The sequence below is a fragment of the Neobacillus vireti genome (assembly GCF_036962465.1).
GTDB lineage: Bacteria > Bacillota > Bacilli > Bacillales > Cytobacillaceae > Neobacillus > Neobacillus vireti_B.
In genome coordinates this window covers 76,929-92,573 of the sequence record NZ_JBALNF010000011.1, presented here as the reverse complement: position 1 = coordinate 92,573, position 15,645 = coordinate 76,929, and the positions used below count along the sequence as shown (strand labels likewise).

Annotated in this window: 12 protein-coding genes; 1 reads left to right on the top strand and 11 read right to left on the bottom strand. The window is 40.6% G+C overall.

The window, feature by feature from the left end:
• Window positions 1–221 precede the first annotated feature (221 nt).
• The 10 genes from rhaM to bglB all read right to left on the bottom strand — a co-directional run bounded on the left by rhaM (window position 222) and on the right by bglB (window position 11,818).
• Window positions 222–536: an L-rhamnose mutarotase gene (gene rhaM / locus V7077_RS04945; RefSeq protein WP_335498899.1), complete on the bottom strand. Its 315-nt coding sequence runs from the start codon at window positions 534–536 to the stop codon at window positions 222–224.
• Complete coding sequence (locus V7077_RS04940) at window positions 537–2,537, bottom strand: beta-galactosidase (protein WP_335498895.1); 2,001 nt, start codon at window positions 2,535–2,537, stop codon at window positions 537–539.
• Between the two features lie 25 nt (window positions 2,538–2,562).
• Window positions 2,563–3,252, bottom strand: a complete 690-nt coding sequence (locus V7077_RS04935; protein WP_335498893.1) for a rhamnogalacturonan acetylesterase — start codon at window positions 3,250–3,252, stop codon at window positions 2,563–2,565.
• A 26-nt stretch (window positions 3,253–3,278) separates the two neighbouring features.
• Window positions 3,279–5,369 (bottom strand): glycosyl hydrolase 115 family protein, encoded by a 2,091-nt coding sequence (locus V7077_RS04930; protein WP_335498890.1) that lies wholly within the window; start codon window positions 5,367–5,369, stop codon window positions 3,279–3,281.
• Between the two features lie 71 nt (window positions 5,370–5,440).
• Window positions 5,441–6,475, bottom strand: a complete 1,035-nt coding sequence (locus tag V7077_RS04925; RefSeq protein WP_335498887.1) for a glycoside hydrolase family 88/105 protein — start codon at window positions 6,473–6,475, stop codon at window positions 5,441–5,443.
• 204 nt (window positions 6,476–6,679) lie between these two features.
• Window positions 6,680–7,987, bottom strand: a complete 1,308-nt coding sequence (locus V7077_RS04920) for a Gfo/Idh/MocA family protein (RefSeq protein WP_335498883.1) — start codon at window positions 7,985–7,987, stop codon at window positions 6,680–6,682.
• A 125-nt stretch (window positions 7,988–8,112) separates the two neighbouring features.
• The gene (gene kduD / locus V7077_RS04915) at window positions 8,113–8,868 is read right to left on the bottom strand and encodes a 2-dehydro-3-deoxy-D-gluconate 5-dehydrogenase KduD (RefSeq protein WP_335498880.1); all 756 of its coding nucleotides are present in this window, start codon (window positions 8,866–8,868) and stop codon (window positions 8,113–8,115) included.
• A gap of 23 nt (window positions 8,869–8,891) precedes the next feature.
• On the bottom strand, window positions 8,892–9,734 hold the full coding sequence (locus V7077_RS04910; RefSeq protein ID WP_335498878.1) for a sugar phosphate isomerase/epimerase family protein: 843 nt from the start codon (window positions 9,732–9,734) through the stop codon (window positions 8,892–8,894).
• A gap of 66 nt (window positions 9,735–9,800) precedes the next feature.
• Window positions 9,801–10,631, bottom strand: coding sequence for a 5-dehydro-4-deoxy-D-glucuronate isomerase (gene kduI, locus V7077_RS04905; protein ID WP_335498875.1), 831 nt, complete (start codon window positions 10,629–10,631; stop codon window positions 9,801–9,803).
• 101 nt (window positions 10,632–10,732) lie between these two features.
• Window positions 10,733–11,818, bottom strand: a complete 1,086-nt coding sequence (bglB, locus tag V7077_RS04900; protein ID WP_335498872.1) for a beta-galactosidase BglB — start codon at window positions 11,816–11,818, stop codon at window positions 10,733–10,735.
• Window positions 11,819–12,253: 435 nt separating this feature from the next.
• On the opposite strand from bglB, the gene V7077_RS04895 reads away from it, so the two are divergent.
• A complete protein-coding gene (locus tag V7077_RS04895; protein ID WP_335498869.1) occupies window positions 12,254–14,827 on the top strand; it encodes a rhamnogalacturonan lyase in 2,574 nt (857 codons plus the stop codon).
• 220 nt (window positions 14,828–15,047) lie between these two features.
• Here V7077_RS04895 and V7077_RS04890 read toward each other — a convergent pair whose 3' ends face one another.
• Window positions 15,048–15,575 (bottom strand): methylated-DNA--[protein]-cysteine S-methyltransferase, encoded by a 528-nt coding sequence (locus tag V7077_RS04890; RefSeq protein WP_335498867.1) that lies wholly within the window; start codon window positions 15,573–15,575, stop codon window positions 15,048–15,050.
• Window positions 15,576–15,645: the final 70 nt, after the last annotated feature.

Below are 15,645 nucleotides of genomic sequence, written 5' to 3'. Positions count from 1 at the left end.
GTGTAAGCGTAATCATATTCCTTATATTGTATATCATTCTACAATTTTTTTAAACCACTGAAATACTAGAAAATTAGAGATGGTTTCAAATCAATTAAAACTATAAAAAACCATATCACCTGACATGATATGGATTTCAACTATTTCTATATGTTTTTTAACGATTGCTATCCTGTTTCTAAGTAAGCCGAGTTCAAAAATTTTAAGACATAACCCAACCTTTAATCCAAATAAAATACTTGCTTTAGTTCGATGGCTACCGGACTATTATCAGGATTGGTTTCCATAATATCTTTCATGAATGCCCACCATTTCTGGCAAACATCGGTGTGCGCCATCGCATTCCACTTTACTTCACTTTCGATTTCCACATAGGCAAACAGATTATTCGTTTTCTCATCGAGAAAAATCGAATAATGATGGGCTCCGTGATTTTTTAATTCTTGGGCCAGCTCAGGCCAGATTTCATCATGGCGTTTCTTATACTCTTCCTGAAACCCTTCAAAAACCTTCATGACAGTTGCTTTTTTAATCATCTATATTCCCTCCATCTCATTGATTCGGATCATTCTATATTCAAATTTGCCTACTTCAAGTTTTCCAGGACAGACGACACTATTAGTCTGTAAGTCTATTCCTTCCTTAAGCAGCGTAACGCTTCCGCCGTTTCCGTCCATGTTAATCACAAACCAAATAGAATATCCATCGCCCTTTCTTGGAGCAACGATGGTCCCCTTTGTTACATCTGTTCTTAGCACTATATTAGCTTCTTGTGAATAATGGTCAACCAGTTTCTGTAACATCACGTCTCCTTCCGTTCCTAAAGGCATGGAACCAAGCATGACTATTTTCCCCTTACCTAGGCGATGCTCTGTGATAAAGGATTTCCCCTCAGAGAGTCCCTCTTCAATGAGTCCTACGGTCGTTTCTTGGTCAAATTCGAATACAGAACTCCACATCCCAAGCGGGGCAGACACATCAAAGGCTCGGCCAATCGTTCCGCTTCCATCCATCGGGTAAGTAAATAACACCTTGGCACCCGCTGTTTGCTCAAGATTCCCTAAAGCGCAATCGGTATGTACAGTATGAGCCTCCGTTCTTCCACCTGTTAAAGGACCAACAATCCAAACTCCGCCATTTTCAACAAATTGCTTGGCACGAGTTACTAACTCTGATGAAACATATGGGATAAACGGTGTTAATAATACTTTGTACCCTTGAAGGCCAGCCCCTTCAGGAATCAGGTCGCGATGGATTCCCAATGATACTATTTTTTCATAAAAATCTACTAATAAAGCCCGGTGATTTAACCCACGGTGAGATTCAGTTTTAAAAAATGCCTTTGCCCGATCGGAATAGGTGATGGCCAATTCCGCTTGACTCGGTCTAGTCGATAGAATAATAGGTTCGATTTCCTTTCTCATCTTCTCTACTTCCAGTACATTGGCATAGCCTGCTGTTGGTTTGCCCCATGCACTGATCACAGAGCTGTGCGGCTGTTCGCAGCCTGAACGCTGCTGTCTCCAGAGCCAGTAACAAAAACCTTCTGCCCCTAACGCATAGGCTGCCACTGCTTCAGCTTTTAAATACCCATTCGGATGCGGGCTAGCATAGCTTTCAAGCGATGCTGCATAGGATGTGCTTGTTTCCATTACCCAAAAGTCTTTGCCTTTTTTTATGTTTCTCCACAAATCACTGTTAATCAGATAGGCAGGGAAATTATCGATCGTTGCATAGGTATCAAATGAGGCAAAATCAAGATTTTTAAATAGTCTCTCATTGTCAACACTAAACATCATCGAACTGTTATGGGTAATCGGCGCAGAGGAATATTTTCTAATAATCTCTGCTTGCTCATCACAAAACTCTGCAATTTTTTCCATAGAGAATAATTGATACATCGTACTTAATGATGAGTTGTGTAAAAATGGTGCGTGGCCTGGCTGCGGTACCTGTTCAAAGCCATGGTAAGATTCGCTCCAGATTTGCGTACCCCATGCTTCATTCAGTTGTTCAATCGTACCATACCGCTCTTCTAACCACTGATGCCATAAATCTTTACACGTTTCGCACATACATTCACTCACGTGACATTTGAATTCATTGTCAATCTGCCAGCCGATGACACCAGGTAAGCTTCCTGCCTCTTTGGCAATCTGTTCTGTTATCAACTCTGCTTTTAATCGAAAATAGGGATGATTGGTGCAGGCGTGCTGTCTTGAGCCATGTCCCATTACTCTTCCGTCCTTTTCTACATACATCCGTTCCGGATGTCCCTGCGTGAACCAGATTGGCGGGGTAGGGGTAGGGGTACACATCACTGTCTCAATTCCATGATCATAGAGTTTATTAATGATATTTTTAAAGAAGGATAAATCGAACATACCTTCTTCCGGTTCCATGGCTGCCCAAGCAAATTCCCCGATTCTAACGACGTTTATCCCTGTTTGCTTCATCAGCTTGATGTCTTCATCGATTACTTTTTCATCCCATAGTTCGGGATAATAGGCGGCTCCATGATACAGCTTTTTCTCCAATTAATATCGCCTCGTTTCTATTAATCTATTCTTTTATAAAGATTGTAATTGGTAATTGCAGCTCTTTAATTCCTTCAATAACTAATTTGCCAATCTCCCTGGCTCCTGCTTCACAAAAGTGTGTATTGTCTTGAATTCCATTAGGATAGTTGGGATGCATGTTGGCATTAAACCATGTAAATAATTGTTTGGAACCCTCTACACCTAATGATTGATAGAGTTTCGCTGTCTTTGCCCATAAGTCGATAAGCGGTACCTCTAGCTTTTTGGCAACTTCCATCATTGATATAGGATAATCCCCAAGTGTATTGACTAATACCTCATTTTCATCAAAATTTCTTCGATGAACTGATGTAATCAAGATTGGAATAGCCCCTCGTTCCCGAGCACCCTCAATATATTCAGTCAGGTATGATTGATAGGTGGTATATGCTTCTGTTCCATAAGACTTTTGGTCATTATGTCCAAATTGAATGAACAGATAATCACCCGATTGAATGGATCCAAAAATTGTTTCTAGTCGTCCTTCTTCAATAAAACTGTTTGTACTGGCTCCGCCTTTTGCATGGTTATGGATTTTTACATCATCCGTAAAAAAGGATTGAAAAACCTGCCCCCATCCCGCCATGGGCGCTTCATTTGGCGGACAATTTGCTACCGTTGAATCTCCTGCCAAATAAATATTGATGGGTGGTTTCGTAGTTTTATTTGCCATATCTATCTTCTCCCTGAACATATTTTCTATAGCAATTCTTTGCTTTGAATAAACAATTTTTCCAGCCTGTTTGAGAGTTCATCATCTGATAAAGGGTTCCGGTGGGTATTTTCCAAATAAATATATTTTTCTGCTTCCGGCATTAAATACTCCTTATGCCATAAGAAGAAATCCGGGCTGTCGGTTTGAATTCTAATAAACTTACGCAAGGCATCCAGCGAATAGAGTGTGCTTTTTATATTGGTTAACCAATCCGCACGATAAAAATTTTCCCACTTCCCATGTTCCGCACGTTGTAAGGTTAGAATACTATCGTTATAATGCCGAATGGATTGTGAAATTCGGACGAAGGCAAGCGCGTATTCTTGTTTTCTGAAATGGAAAAAGGCATTGCAAAGGGCAATAAAACCGTTACAGCCAGAAACATGCAATTCCACGTGCAGGGTGAACTGATCATAAAACCGCTGCTGATCCTCTTTACTTAGTTGGATACTTAAGTCTCGGCATTGCTGTAATAATTCTTCCCATCCCTTTACAGCCTCTTCGCATTTATTCTTAAACCAAAGGACTTGGCTTTCAAAAGGTACCTCACCTGTTGCCCAATAAAGTTTGTCTAACGGAATATCGGCTTTCCCTTGAAGCCAGTGGCCAATCATTTTCCTGGCAGGATGATGATAAAATTCCTCTCCGGCTTTATCATCTTCATGTTCACCATATTTAATAGAATATGTAAAATAACTCCGATAAAGTGTTTCTATTTGTTTGTTGTTGGATTGATAGAAACGTTTAATAAACCTTTCTAAATGGTCTTCTTGATTGACTGTTCCGCTGATCCATAATTCACTAACAAGGTCTAGAGGATAGAGATGGGGCCTGATATTTCCACTGTTTAATAATAGATACGAGTCTGCTCCTGCTTCAAAAGTCTTCTGAATTTCCTCAATAATCATTTCTGGCGGGGACGGGAACATCGTTAAATGATTAGAGGCTTGCAGGTCATGAAAAGTGATATGATAGTAGATCCCATGTTCACCGGGATCGTTTGCAGCCGGTAACGAAGGGATCCTGAGATTTTCATTTCCTTGCCTGCGTGACACCATTTTTCCATATCCGTTATCCGCCCAAATGTGGATAATACCTTCAGGAACTCTGATATGCCCCTCTTTATACAACTCAGCAATTTCACCATAGAGGGCCATCGAGCAAACCGGCTCTTCGACAGACTTCCTTATCATTTCATATTGCCTTTTCACAACTCTAGAGATCATCTCGCCTCGTTTTTCTGGTGTATCAAATCCAGAGGCATAGTGCCAAAACGGTGCATCCCCTTGTCCTCGGAAGGAAAGGACCCAAATGACCTTTTGATGTTTTTGTTTCTCGATTGCTTCCTTCCAAAGATTCTCGAAAAGCTCCGGATTTTTTTGATAGTCTGGTTCTTTCCCGGGATAGGCCCGTAAAAACATTTCAGCTCCTAAAGGTTCAGCATGGTGATGAGTAATCCACAGTCCCATTTCGGATGCTAATTCGGCATGAATTCCATGCTTGGGGAGATCTGTACCCGGGATTACCATATTGCCTCCACAGCGGAGCAGTGTTTCAAATACGGGATACCATACTTCTTTTGAAGGTGGATACTTTTCCTTCCAGCCGATTAAACAAACCTCGTCGTTCACGAACCAGCCCCGATACCTCACCTTTGATTTTTGGGAATTATAATCTTGAACAGGGATTTGTATTTCCGTTCTTTTTTCAATCGGCAGATCAGCCCAAAACCAAAATGGGTCAACACCTAAATACTTCTTGCTGTAATCGAGGAGTCCATAGATGATTCCAAGATCATCGTTTCCAATAATATACATAACTGGTTTCCCATTTTCGTGACGAAAGCGAAAACCATATCCCTCCGGCCAATCAGGACAATCATCATCATTTGTGACATATCTGATGATTAGATCAGGGGCCTCATCAAGCGAGGAGGCTATTTTCAGAGGCTTACCAAATACTTTTAAATGATCCCTTACGACCATTTCAAGGGCATGCTGCACCGGAGTTGGCATGTTTTTAGGCGGAAAAATAACAGTACTCCCATCAATTAGAACATACGAGTGGTTGAACATATGGTCCCCCTAACTGTTGATTATGTAAAAAATACCCGAGGAAGGAAGCCCTTCCGCAGGTTGGTTTCGTTTTACGATTGATTCTTACTATGGTGCTTTATTAATAATGATAAAAAAGCAAGGACCAGGCCTTGACCCCAGCCCTGAACCCTTTTATAAGGAACTCCTTTATACCCTTCGGCATCATCCATGACCGCAGTTCCGGCTGACACGTTCATGATGGAGCCGTCCTGTTTAACTTGCTTCAGGATGCCATCTATAGATTTTTGAACATACTTATTGTAGAGTTTTCCCCTTGTCAGTAACGCTGCTGCAATTCCTGCCGAACCTGATGTTTCTAAATAGGACTCAGGCTCAGTCACAATCGTATGCCAAAGTCCAGAATCATCTTGCAGGCGAACTAATGTACTTAGTTGATCGCGGAGTGAGCCATCGATGATCATAAAGGATGGATGCTGCACCTTCACGAGTTCTAAAGCCCTTGCCATCGTAAAGGCTGCCCAGCTGTTTCCTCGCGCCCAAAAAATGCCGGACATATGGTTTTGGGCGATATTGTCCCAGCCATGATAATATAGGTTGGTTAAGTCATCCTGAAGAAACTGCTCATGACCATGATATTGCTTCAATCCGAAATCAAAGTAATCCTTCCGGTCGAGCAAATGTCCGATTCTTAACAGAAAATAACCTGCCATAAACATTGTATCGACCCACGCCTGCTCCGGGAATACACTATTAACACCGTTTACCGTATGCTGCAGGACCCCATCTGCAAATCTCTCAGCATCATGTAGTAGGAAATCTGCCATCTGGGTGGCATATTCTAAATATTTTTCCTCATCTGTTGCTTTATATAATGTCAGAAGAGTATGTCCGATGGATGAAGCGTTCACGGTAAGCTTTGGCAATCCATCTTCCAATTCCTGATCGACCCATTCCTTAATAAATTGCAAATATTTTTTCTCACCTGTTGCTTCATAGGCTTCAGCCACACCGTAAAAGGCAACCCCACCCGGCCAATCCCAGCTGAAATCCATTTTAGAGGTTCTATCGACGACGAGTTCAATAGCTTCTTTTACTTTTTCTTCATCAAATACAAGTTGAGGCATCTTTATCCCACCCAAAATTAATAAATATAGATAGTTGGCATAACTTTTTGATTCAATTGAGCTTGAAATGAAACTTTATCGGCGCTTTTTTGAGCCGTATCGGCGGTTTTTGGAATTTTATCGGCGCTTTTTAATTACTTATCGGCGCTTTTTCCCATTTTATCGGCGGAACTCAAAAAACGCCGTTTGTCCCCTAATAGTTCACTAGACTAATTGAGAGGAATCACTCGTCTGCCTTAATAATTCGTTAATACTAAAAGGTCGATTTTCTTTACTCGATCGCCAAACCCCTTCACCCACTGCAATGGAATAGGCCCCCGCTTCGGCACCGGCTAAAATTTGATATGGACGTCTCGGATCAACCCCCATGAAGAGATCTTCTTGAAGCACTGGGTCACCACCGCCATGTCCGCCTTCATTTTGCAAAACATGAATGATTTCTTTTGAACCAAATAGCGGATAATATTCAATCGTCTGTTCCGGGAATGGGAACGGAATTCTGCTTGGTTCATGAAATTCCGTCGTTTCAAGTCTTCCTTTTGTTCCATTTATCGCTAGGCGATAACCTTCATATGGAAGCGAAAAATTAACCGAGTAGCTTAAAAAAGCACCTTTATCATACTTAACTGTCACCGCATAAGTGTCTTCAATTTCAATTTCATGATCGAAAATACAAGAATCAGGGCGGTAATTCGTATAATTATGGGCCGACTTTTCAATACCTTCTGATTTAATATGATCATCTTTAATTGCCAAGTTATTTCGGCGATTCGACCAGCGCATATAATATTGGCAATCTTGTTTTTCCTGGCAAGTACTGCAATAACGATGATCGGTTAGACTTGGATTTAATTCTCCGTCTTTGCCGTAATAATTTAAGGCACCATAGGCATAGACCTGCTCCGGCTTTTGGTCAATCCACCAATTAACCAAATCGAAATGATGAGTTGATTTATGAATGGATAAACCGCCTGACCGATTTCGATCACGATTCCATCGCTTGAAGTAACTAGCCCCGTGGTAAGTGTCAATATACCAATTCAAATCAACAGAAGTAACTCTGCCAATTTTCCCCTCTAAAATTATCTCCTTAATTTTTCGATGGAAAGGATTATAGCGGTAATTGAAGGCTACAATGACTTTTCCATTACTTAGTGCCTCCGCCTCCATGACCCTTTTGGCATCGTTGGCATTAGTCACCATCGGCTTTTCCGTGATAACGGTTAAATTATTCTCTAAGCCTTGTAAAATATAATCGATATGGGTATCATCCCGGCTCGTCACCACAACAGTATTGGCATTAGTCTCTTTAATCATTTGCTGAAATTGATTTGGATGATAAGCAGGGATAGAATTTAAGGATGGAAAACTTTCCTTTGCGATTTCCATTCTGCGTTCATCTGGATCGAGTAACCCTACAATTTCATTCTGCTGCGAAAATTGTGTTAAAACTGGCTGAATAAACATTCCAAGTGCACGATTGCTAAGTCCGCAAACTACAATTCTATTCATTTCTTACCTCCATTGCCATGAATGTTTTTTTCGTATTTACCTATAAAAAATCCCCATCATAATCCTGTTTGTAAGCAAAAATTAAGATGGGTATGGGATTTAAAAAACATAATACATTTTTAGGGTTAGGAGCTTAACCAGCCGCCGTCTACCGGTAAAATGTGACCGTTAACATAATTGGAGGCATCAGAAGCTAGGAAAATAACGGCTCCTTTTAAATCCTCTGGAGTCCCCCAACGGCCTTGTGGAATCCTTGAGGTAATCGAAGTATTCCGGCTTTCATCCCCTCGGATTGGAGCCGTATTGTCCGTTACCATATAGCCAGGTGCGATCGCATTTACATTTACACCTTTACCTGCCCACTCATTTGCAAATGATTTTGTCAAACCAGCCACCGCATGTTTGCTGGCAGTATAAGCAGGAACACGTAATCCCCCTTGGAAAGATAACATCGAGGCAATATTGATGATTTTCCCTGAACCTTTTTCAATCATATGTTTGCCCACTTCACGGCATAATTGGAAAACGGCATGTTGATTGACATTTATAACTTCATACCAATCCTCATCTGTGAAATTCTCCGCTTGTGCACGACGAATGATGCCAGCATTGTTTACTAAGATATCAATTTGTCCGGCAACGGATAAAGCTTCCACAACTAGCTCACTTGGGGCCCCTTGCTTGGATAAATCTATTTTAAGGTCATGAAAAGTTCCGCCGATTGCTTCAATCTGCTTACGAGTTGCTGACATATCGCTCATGCCTGCACCAATAACGGTTGCCCCCGCTTCGGCTAGACCAATTGCCATGCCCTGGCCAAGTCCACGGCTTGCACCAGTGATAAGGGCTATTTTCCCTTCTAATGAAAATAAAGATTTCATCTTACTACCTCCTTAAAAATCTTTTAGGCTTGTTCGTACCTGTTTTTTAAGAACAAGAGACTTTCATTAATAAAAGGTTCTGTCGTTTCTTCCATTAAAATATTGAGATACGGCTTTTTCCGTTTAACCTGTTTCAACACAACATCATAATTTAATAGTCCCTGGCCAACTGCCACAGTCTTCAGTTGGTTCTCCTCGACAAGAAAATCTTTGGCATGGAGGATGACAATTCTGTCTCCAAGCTGGTCAAATGCTTCCTGGATAATGTTGTCTTGATCTAGATAAGTATCAATCGTTAATAGATTGACAGGATCAAGAATTACTTGAAGATGATTGGAATTGACCATGTCCAAAAGCCGCTTCATCACTTTCGAACAATAAATTGGATGATTGACACCAGCTTCAATCCCTACAATTACTCCAAATTTCTCGGCTTCCTTCACGAGTTCCCGAACACTCTCAACCACTTCCAAAAACGGCTCTTCCTTAAAATTTTCAACTGTATAAACAATTTCAGGATTGACGTTGCCCGTTTCAGACCCCACGACACTACAACCAAAATCCCTGGCAAAGCGGATATGTTCTTTAAAACGCTCTATCCCTTTTCTCCGTTCTGCATAGTCAGGATGAATCATGTTGAAATAACAGCCTAATACGGCAATTTGAACGTTTTTTCTCGCGAACGCAGTTCCAATATAATGGGCCAAACCAGGACTTAATGTTCCTGGTTCGAGCTTCAAATAATCAAAAGATTTGCCTAAGGCTAATTGAACAGAAGTGAGCCCTTTCCCTGCTATTTCCTCTACTAACTCTTCGAGAGGACGATTTTCCAGATCATGTGCTCGTATGCCAATGTTCAACTCCATCACCTACTTTTTGTTTTTCGCAAATTAAGCCATCTTATCCGAGAGTTCGCTTATTTTGGTAAGTAACTACCTTAAATCCTCCATTTTGACATGATCCATGTCATCATACGTGATATTCTCGCCGCACATCCCCCAAATGAAAGTGTAATTGCTTGTAGCTGTTCCAGTATGGATAGACCAGCTTGGGGAGATGGCTGCTTGCTCATTTTTCATAACCAAATGTCTTGTTTCATCCGGTTTACCCATGAAGTGGAAGACACGAGTTTCCGGTTCCATATTAAAATATAAATAAACTTCCATACGGCGTTCATGTGTATGACAAGGCATCGTATTCCACACGCTTCCAGGGGATAACATTGTTAATCCCATTTGAAGCTGGCAGGACTCACATACATTCGGATGAATATATTGGTGGATTTTTCGTTCATTTAGGGTTCCAGGGCTGCCTGCTTCAAGCGGTTTGATTTCATTAATATCAATTTTGACAGTAGGATATTTATGGTGTGCAGGAGTGGAATTGATATAAAACTTAGCTGGATTTTTAGGATCGTTGGATCTAAATAAAACCTCTTTCGTTCCTTTTCCTACATACAAGCCGTCATAGCGCTGCATATCATATTCTTCACCGTCAAGAATGACTAGGCCGTCTCCGCCAATATTGATAACCCCCATCTCACGGCGCTCTAAGAAATAACTAACCCCTAACTCTTTATCAAGCTTGATAGTTAATTCCTTTTCTGCAGGAGTAACGCCACCGAAAATCATGCGGTCCACATGAGTATAGGTTAGATGGACTTGCCCAGCTTCGAATAGTGTTTCTACTAAAAATTCTCTTCGTAGTTCCTCAGTATTATATTTCTTCATATCTTCCGGATGATGCGCATAACGAGTTTCCATTTTTCATTCTCCTTTTCTATGTTTCTACTTTAATCTAGAGCGATGATTTTCCCTGTCTCTTTTACCTTCTTCGCAACCAAAAACCACTAGATCCCTTTCACTTAAATTCTGTAATACAAGTATTCTACTAAAGCAAGAATAGCCATTGATTGTCCATAAGGCATACCTGTAACGGGGATTTCCTTATAAAATTCTTTTGTCTCTCCCATTGCCGTACCTGCCGATACATGCTGTAATTCTCCGTTTTCGTCGATATATTCAATCACTGCTTGAATAGCCTTTAAGCCCATATTTTGGTACCTTTTATCGATATACCGTTTGCGAACAGCCTTTAAGGTTCCGAAAGCAAACCCAGCTGTACATGATGCTTCCAAATAGGAGGTTGGGTCATTTAGCAGTGTATGCCATAAACCGCTTTCATTTTGAAGCGTTTCGAGCGCTTCAATCTGTCTGTTTAACGTGTCTACTAATATCTGGCGAACAGGGTCGTTGTCCGGTAGGGCAACTAGATCTAAGAACTCAGGAATTGCAATCGTTATCCAGGAGTTTCCGCGTCCCCAAAGTGCTTCTGCGAAGTTGTGATTTCCTTCAAATGTCCAGCCGTGGAACCATAATCCTGTTTTCTTATCGAACAGATATTTAATATGTACCAAGAATTGTTTTTTGGCTTCTTCAATATATTCCGCTTTGTTCAGTAATAAACCGATTTTGGTTAATGGTAGAACACTCATCATTAAGGTGTCATCCCATAATTGTTGATTATTCTCAGATCCAAACACGACATGCTGGATTCCGCCATCCTTTGTCCTTGGCATATCATGATAGAGCCACTCCCCCCAAGTTTCTAAGTATGGAAGATAAGCAGGATTCTTGGTTTCTTCATACAAATAGGCGAGTGTTAACATTTGTACCATTGTATTAACATTCTTTTCCACTGGTGGTTCTTTAAACTGTTCGTCGAACCATTTTACGATGATAGTTAATACGTTTTCATTTTTTGTCAGTTTATAGTACTTCATCATTCCATACAGACCGACACCTGCTGTCCATTCCCAATAGTTAAAACTTTTATTATCAATTTTTCTGCCATCAGCAAGCGGAATCGCATACTTCCCATCCGGGTCTGTCAAGTTAACTAGGTTTTCAATAAGCAATTCAATTTTCTTTTCAATTTCGTTTCTGTGCAATTCGATTACCTCCACTAATGTTATTGCAAGCAATTGCGTATTAAATGAATTTTAGTGTTAAGCATTCACCTTTTATTATATGGAAGCCCTTTTTTTAAATAAATTTAAAATTCCGTTTTCTTTTATTAAAAAACAGTGTTTTCTCCTGTCGGAATTTTAGTAACATACTCATTTTTTTAACAACCGTTCTATTAGACTATGAAATTAGTCACAAAGGGTTGTTTTTCGAAAAAGAGTGCACTGTATTTTCACGAAAAATAACTGAATTTTAAATTAAATGTTCAGAATAATTAAAATATAATAGAGAAGATTTTTCTGTTTGAAGAATCCTCCTTGGTATGGGGTGCAATCGCGAAAGAGAGGTGGTTTTTGTAAGCGTAATCATATCAATTTGGATTCACTAGCTGTTGGAAGTGAAATTTTAGGAGGGTAATAATGAAGAAACATTCCATTACTAAAAGGCTATTATCGACCACCATCGCCTTACCATTGTTATTAAGCAGCGTTTCAACCGCAACCGCAACGGGGATTCAGGACAGACCATTCTCTAATAAGTTTCAAGGTAAAGGAATTCAGTTAGAATATCTTGATAGAGGTCTTGTAGCGGCAGCTACTTCTGAGGGGACATTCTTAAGCTGGCGCTTTTTAGCCAACGAAGCAAAAGGTCATTCTACTACTGGATTGACGGGTGTTGATTTTAATATTTACCGGGATGGTAAAAAAATTGCCACTGTAACGGACAGTACAAACTTTATAGATAAGCAGGGTAAGACTGCGTCAAAGTATTATGTAAGCTCCGTTCTAGATGGAAAAGAATTAGATCAAAGCGCTTCTGTCACAGCATGGGGTCAAGCCTATTATGATTTAGCCCTAAAAAAACCGGCAGACGGAGTAACCCCAGCTGGTGAAACCTACACTTATTCGGCAAATGATATGAGTGTGGGGGATGTTGACGGAGATGGAAAATACGAATTTTTTGTCAAATGGTATCCTTCCAATGCTAAGGATGTGTCACAAGTAGGCTATACCGGTAATACGTATATCGATTGCTATAAGTTTGACGGCACTCTCCTCTATCGAATGGATTTAGGCGTGAATATTCGTTCTGGTGCCCATTATACCCAGTTTCTTGTCTATGATTTTGATGGGGACGGAAAATCGGAAATCATGTTCAAAACGGCCCCGGGAACAAAAGTGATTAACTACGACCAAGCAGGAAATGTCACCTCCGAAAAATATATCACCTTGCAGCAAAAAGACATTGAAGCAGGATATAGCAATACCGATGATTATCGGATGAGTAAAGAAGATTATTATAATCATGTGGTTAATATGTTTATGAACTGGGACAGGCAGGAAGAGGTAGTAAATGGGAATTGGCCAAAAACATTGGAAGAATGTTTTGGAATTGCAAAGAAATACAGTTACCCTCTTTCAAAAGAAGATGCTGAAAGCTTAACCAATTACTTTATGGATGTATATGCCCCTAGCAGAAGCAGCAATAACAAGCTTAGAAATTTTGAAGGATTTATTGTTGACGGCCCTGAGTATTTGTCTGTCTTTAATGGTGAAACAGGTGCAGAAATGGATACCATTGACTATAAGCCTGGTCGTTATGACGATGGCCTAATGTGGGGCGACTATGCGATGGCAAGAATTGAGCCAGGAAACCGCGTTGACCGCTTCCTAGCGAGTGTAGCATATCTCGATGGTGAAAAGCCTTATGCCGTTTTTGGCCGTGGTTATTATACAAGAACTAATCTGGTTACATACAGCTGGAATGGAAAAAAATTGAAGGAAAATTGGGCGGTTGACAGTGGATGGACACCAATGACTAATCCGTTTAATGATAGTCCGCATGGAAAAGATGGTACAGACCCTGTATATGGTTCAATCACTACCCAGGGGGCACACTCGTTAAGTGCCGCAGATGCTGATGGTGATGGAAAGCAAGAAATCGTTTATGGAGGAGCTACTATAGACCATGACGGTTCATTGTTATACAGTTCAAAGGATATATTGCCGCCACAAAGCTCATCACCCGGTACACTTGCTAGATTGGGACATGGGGATGCCCTTCATGTAACAGACATTGACCCAAATAGACCTGGAATGGAAATCTTTATGGTTCATGAGGGAGCAACAGGAGCCCCTTATGGTTATTCACTTCGTGATGCAAAAACAGGTCAAACGATTTATGGCGGTTATACGGGTAAAGATACTGGCCGAGGAATGGTTGGGGATGTTGATCCGACACATCCTGGTTTAGAAACATGGGCCGTTGGTTTATGGACTGCGGATGGACAAAAAATTAGTAATACTGCTCCAGGAACTAACATGAACATTAAGTGGGCTGTAGATATGACAACACAGATTGTGGACGGGGCACGAGAGGTCACTCCTACTATTAAAGATTGGCAGAAAGGTACTGTCCTTACTGCTGAAGGTACTCGAACAAATAATGATACAAAGGGAAATCCTGGGTTAGTTGCGGATATATTTGGTGACTGGCGTGAGGAGCTTCTTGTTAGAACTACTGATAGTTCCGCTATTAGGATTTACCTTAGCACAGAGGTTACCCGCCATAAACTGTATACGTTAATGGACGACCCTCAATATAGAGCAGAAGTTGCCCGACAAAATACAGCCTATAATCAGCCTTCCTACACAAGCTTTTATTTGGCAAGTGATATGAACTGGGCAAACGTTCCAATTAATGTTTACTGGACACCTGGTTTGTTATCAATATTAGCGAAAAAACTTGAGGACTATCAAGCAAATGGAGAGATATCTGGATCGATCGTTCCACAATTAGAAAATTCATTGAAACAAGCTCAATTCCATTTGGAAAAAGGATCGGTTGATACGTCACTTACTTTTATGGAGAAGTTTGCTTCTGAATTAGCCAAGAAAACCAATCAAACCGATCTATCATTCAATGCTAAATTGAACCTAAGCCATGATGCACAAGAAATGATCGATATGTTAAAAAATGTAGACAATAAATAAGACTATTTTCAGATAAAGGATTTTAACTTGCGGTTAAGCCCCTACTACTTGCAGATAAAGCAATTCATTTTGCGGATAGCGTGTTTCAATTTGCGGATAGACTACCCCAACTTGCGGATAGCGTGTTCAATTTGCGTAAAGCAAATCATAAACTAAAAAGAAACTTAAACAAATAAAAGGTGTCAAACAACTGATGAATATTTGTTGTTTGACACCTCTTTTAATGTGATCCCCCTTTTTGTTCCAACTCTAGAAGCCGGGTTTTCATTTCTATACCGCCACGATAACCAGTCAACGCCCCGTTCTTTCCTACGACGCGATGGCAAGGAACTGTTATTAATATTGGGTTAGCCCCAATTGCTGTCCCAACAGCCCGAACAGCAGCGGGTTTGTTTATCGCATGGGCAATTTCAGAATAAGATCTAGTTTCTCCGTAGGGAATCTCACTCAAAGCGGTCCACACCGATAGTTGAAAGTTTGTTCCATTATAATCAAACGGCATGGTAAAGGACTTTCGTTTGCCATCTAGGTATTCAGCAAGTTCAATCTCATATTGCTTGAGTTCTTCCTGGCATTCAACAATAGGGCTTCCGGGAAAGCGTTTGTTTGCCCATTCTGCTAACTCTTCAAATGGCATATTCTGAGAACCTACAAAGCAAAGTCCCTTTGATGTAGCCGCCATGTACATCTTCCAATCTTTATAGTTTAATATTGACCAATAAATAGTCGGCTTAGTCTGAGATTTCACTTTCTCATTCCTCCGTGTTACATTTTGATTAACAGTATTGTACTGTGTTTCCCTGTCTTCTCATTTTCCT

Coding starts and splice junctions, on each gene's coding strand:
- V7077_RS04910 (WP_335498878.1), bottom strand. CDS start 9,734: ATGGAGTTGAACATTGGCATACGAGCACATGATCTGGAAAATCGTCCT.
- kduI (WP_335498875.1), bottom strand. CDS start 10,631: ATGGAAACTCGTTATGCGCATCATCCGGAAGATATGAAGAAATATAAT.
- rhaM (WP_335498899.1), bottom strand. CDS start 536: ATGATTAAAAAAGCAACTGTCATGAAGGTTTTTGAAGGGTTTCAGGAA.
- V7077_RS04935 (WP_335498893.1), bottom strand. CDS start 3,252: ATGGCAAATAAAACTACGAAACCACCCATCAATATTTATTTGGCAGGA.
- V7077_RS04930 (WP_335498890.1), bottom strand. CDS start 5,369: ATGTTCAACCACTCGTATGTTCTAATTGATGGGAGTACTGTTATTTTT.
- V7077_RS04925 (WP_335498887.1), bottom strand. CDS start 6,475: ATGCCTCAACTTGTATTTGATGAAGAAAAAGTAAAAGAAGCTATTGAA.
- V7077_RS04920 (WP_335498883.1), bottom strand. CDS start 7,987: ATGAATAGAATTGTAGTTTGCGGACTTAGCAATCGTGCACTTGGAATG.
- kduD (WP_335498880.1), bottom strand. CDS start 8,868: ATGAAATCTTTATTTTCATTAGAAGGGAAAATAGCCCTTATCACTGGT.
- V7077_RS04895 (WP_335498869.1), top strand. CDS start 12,254: ATGAAGAAACATTCCATTACTAAAAGGCTATTATCGACCACCATCGCC.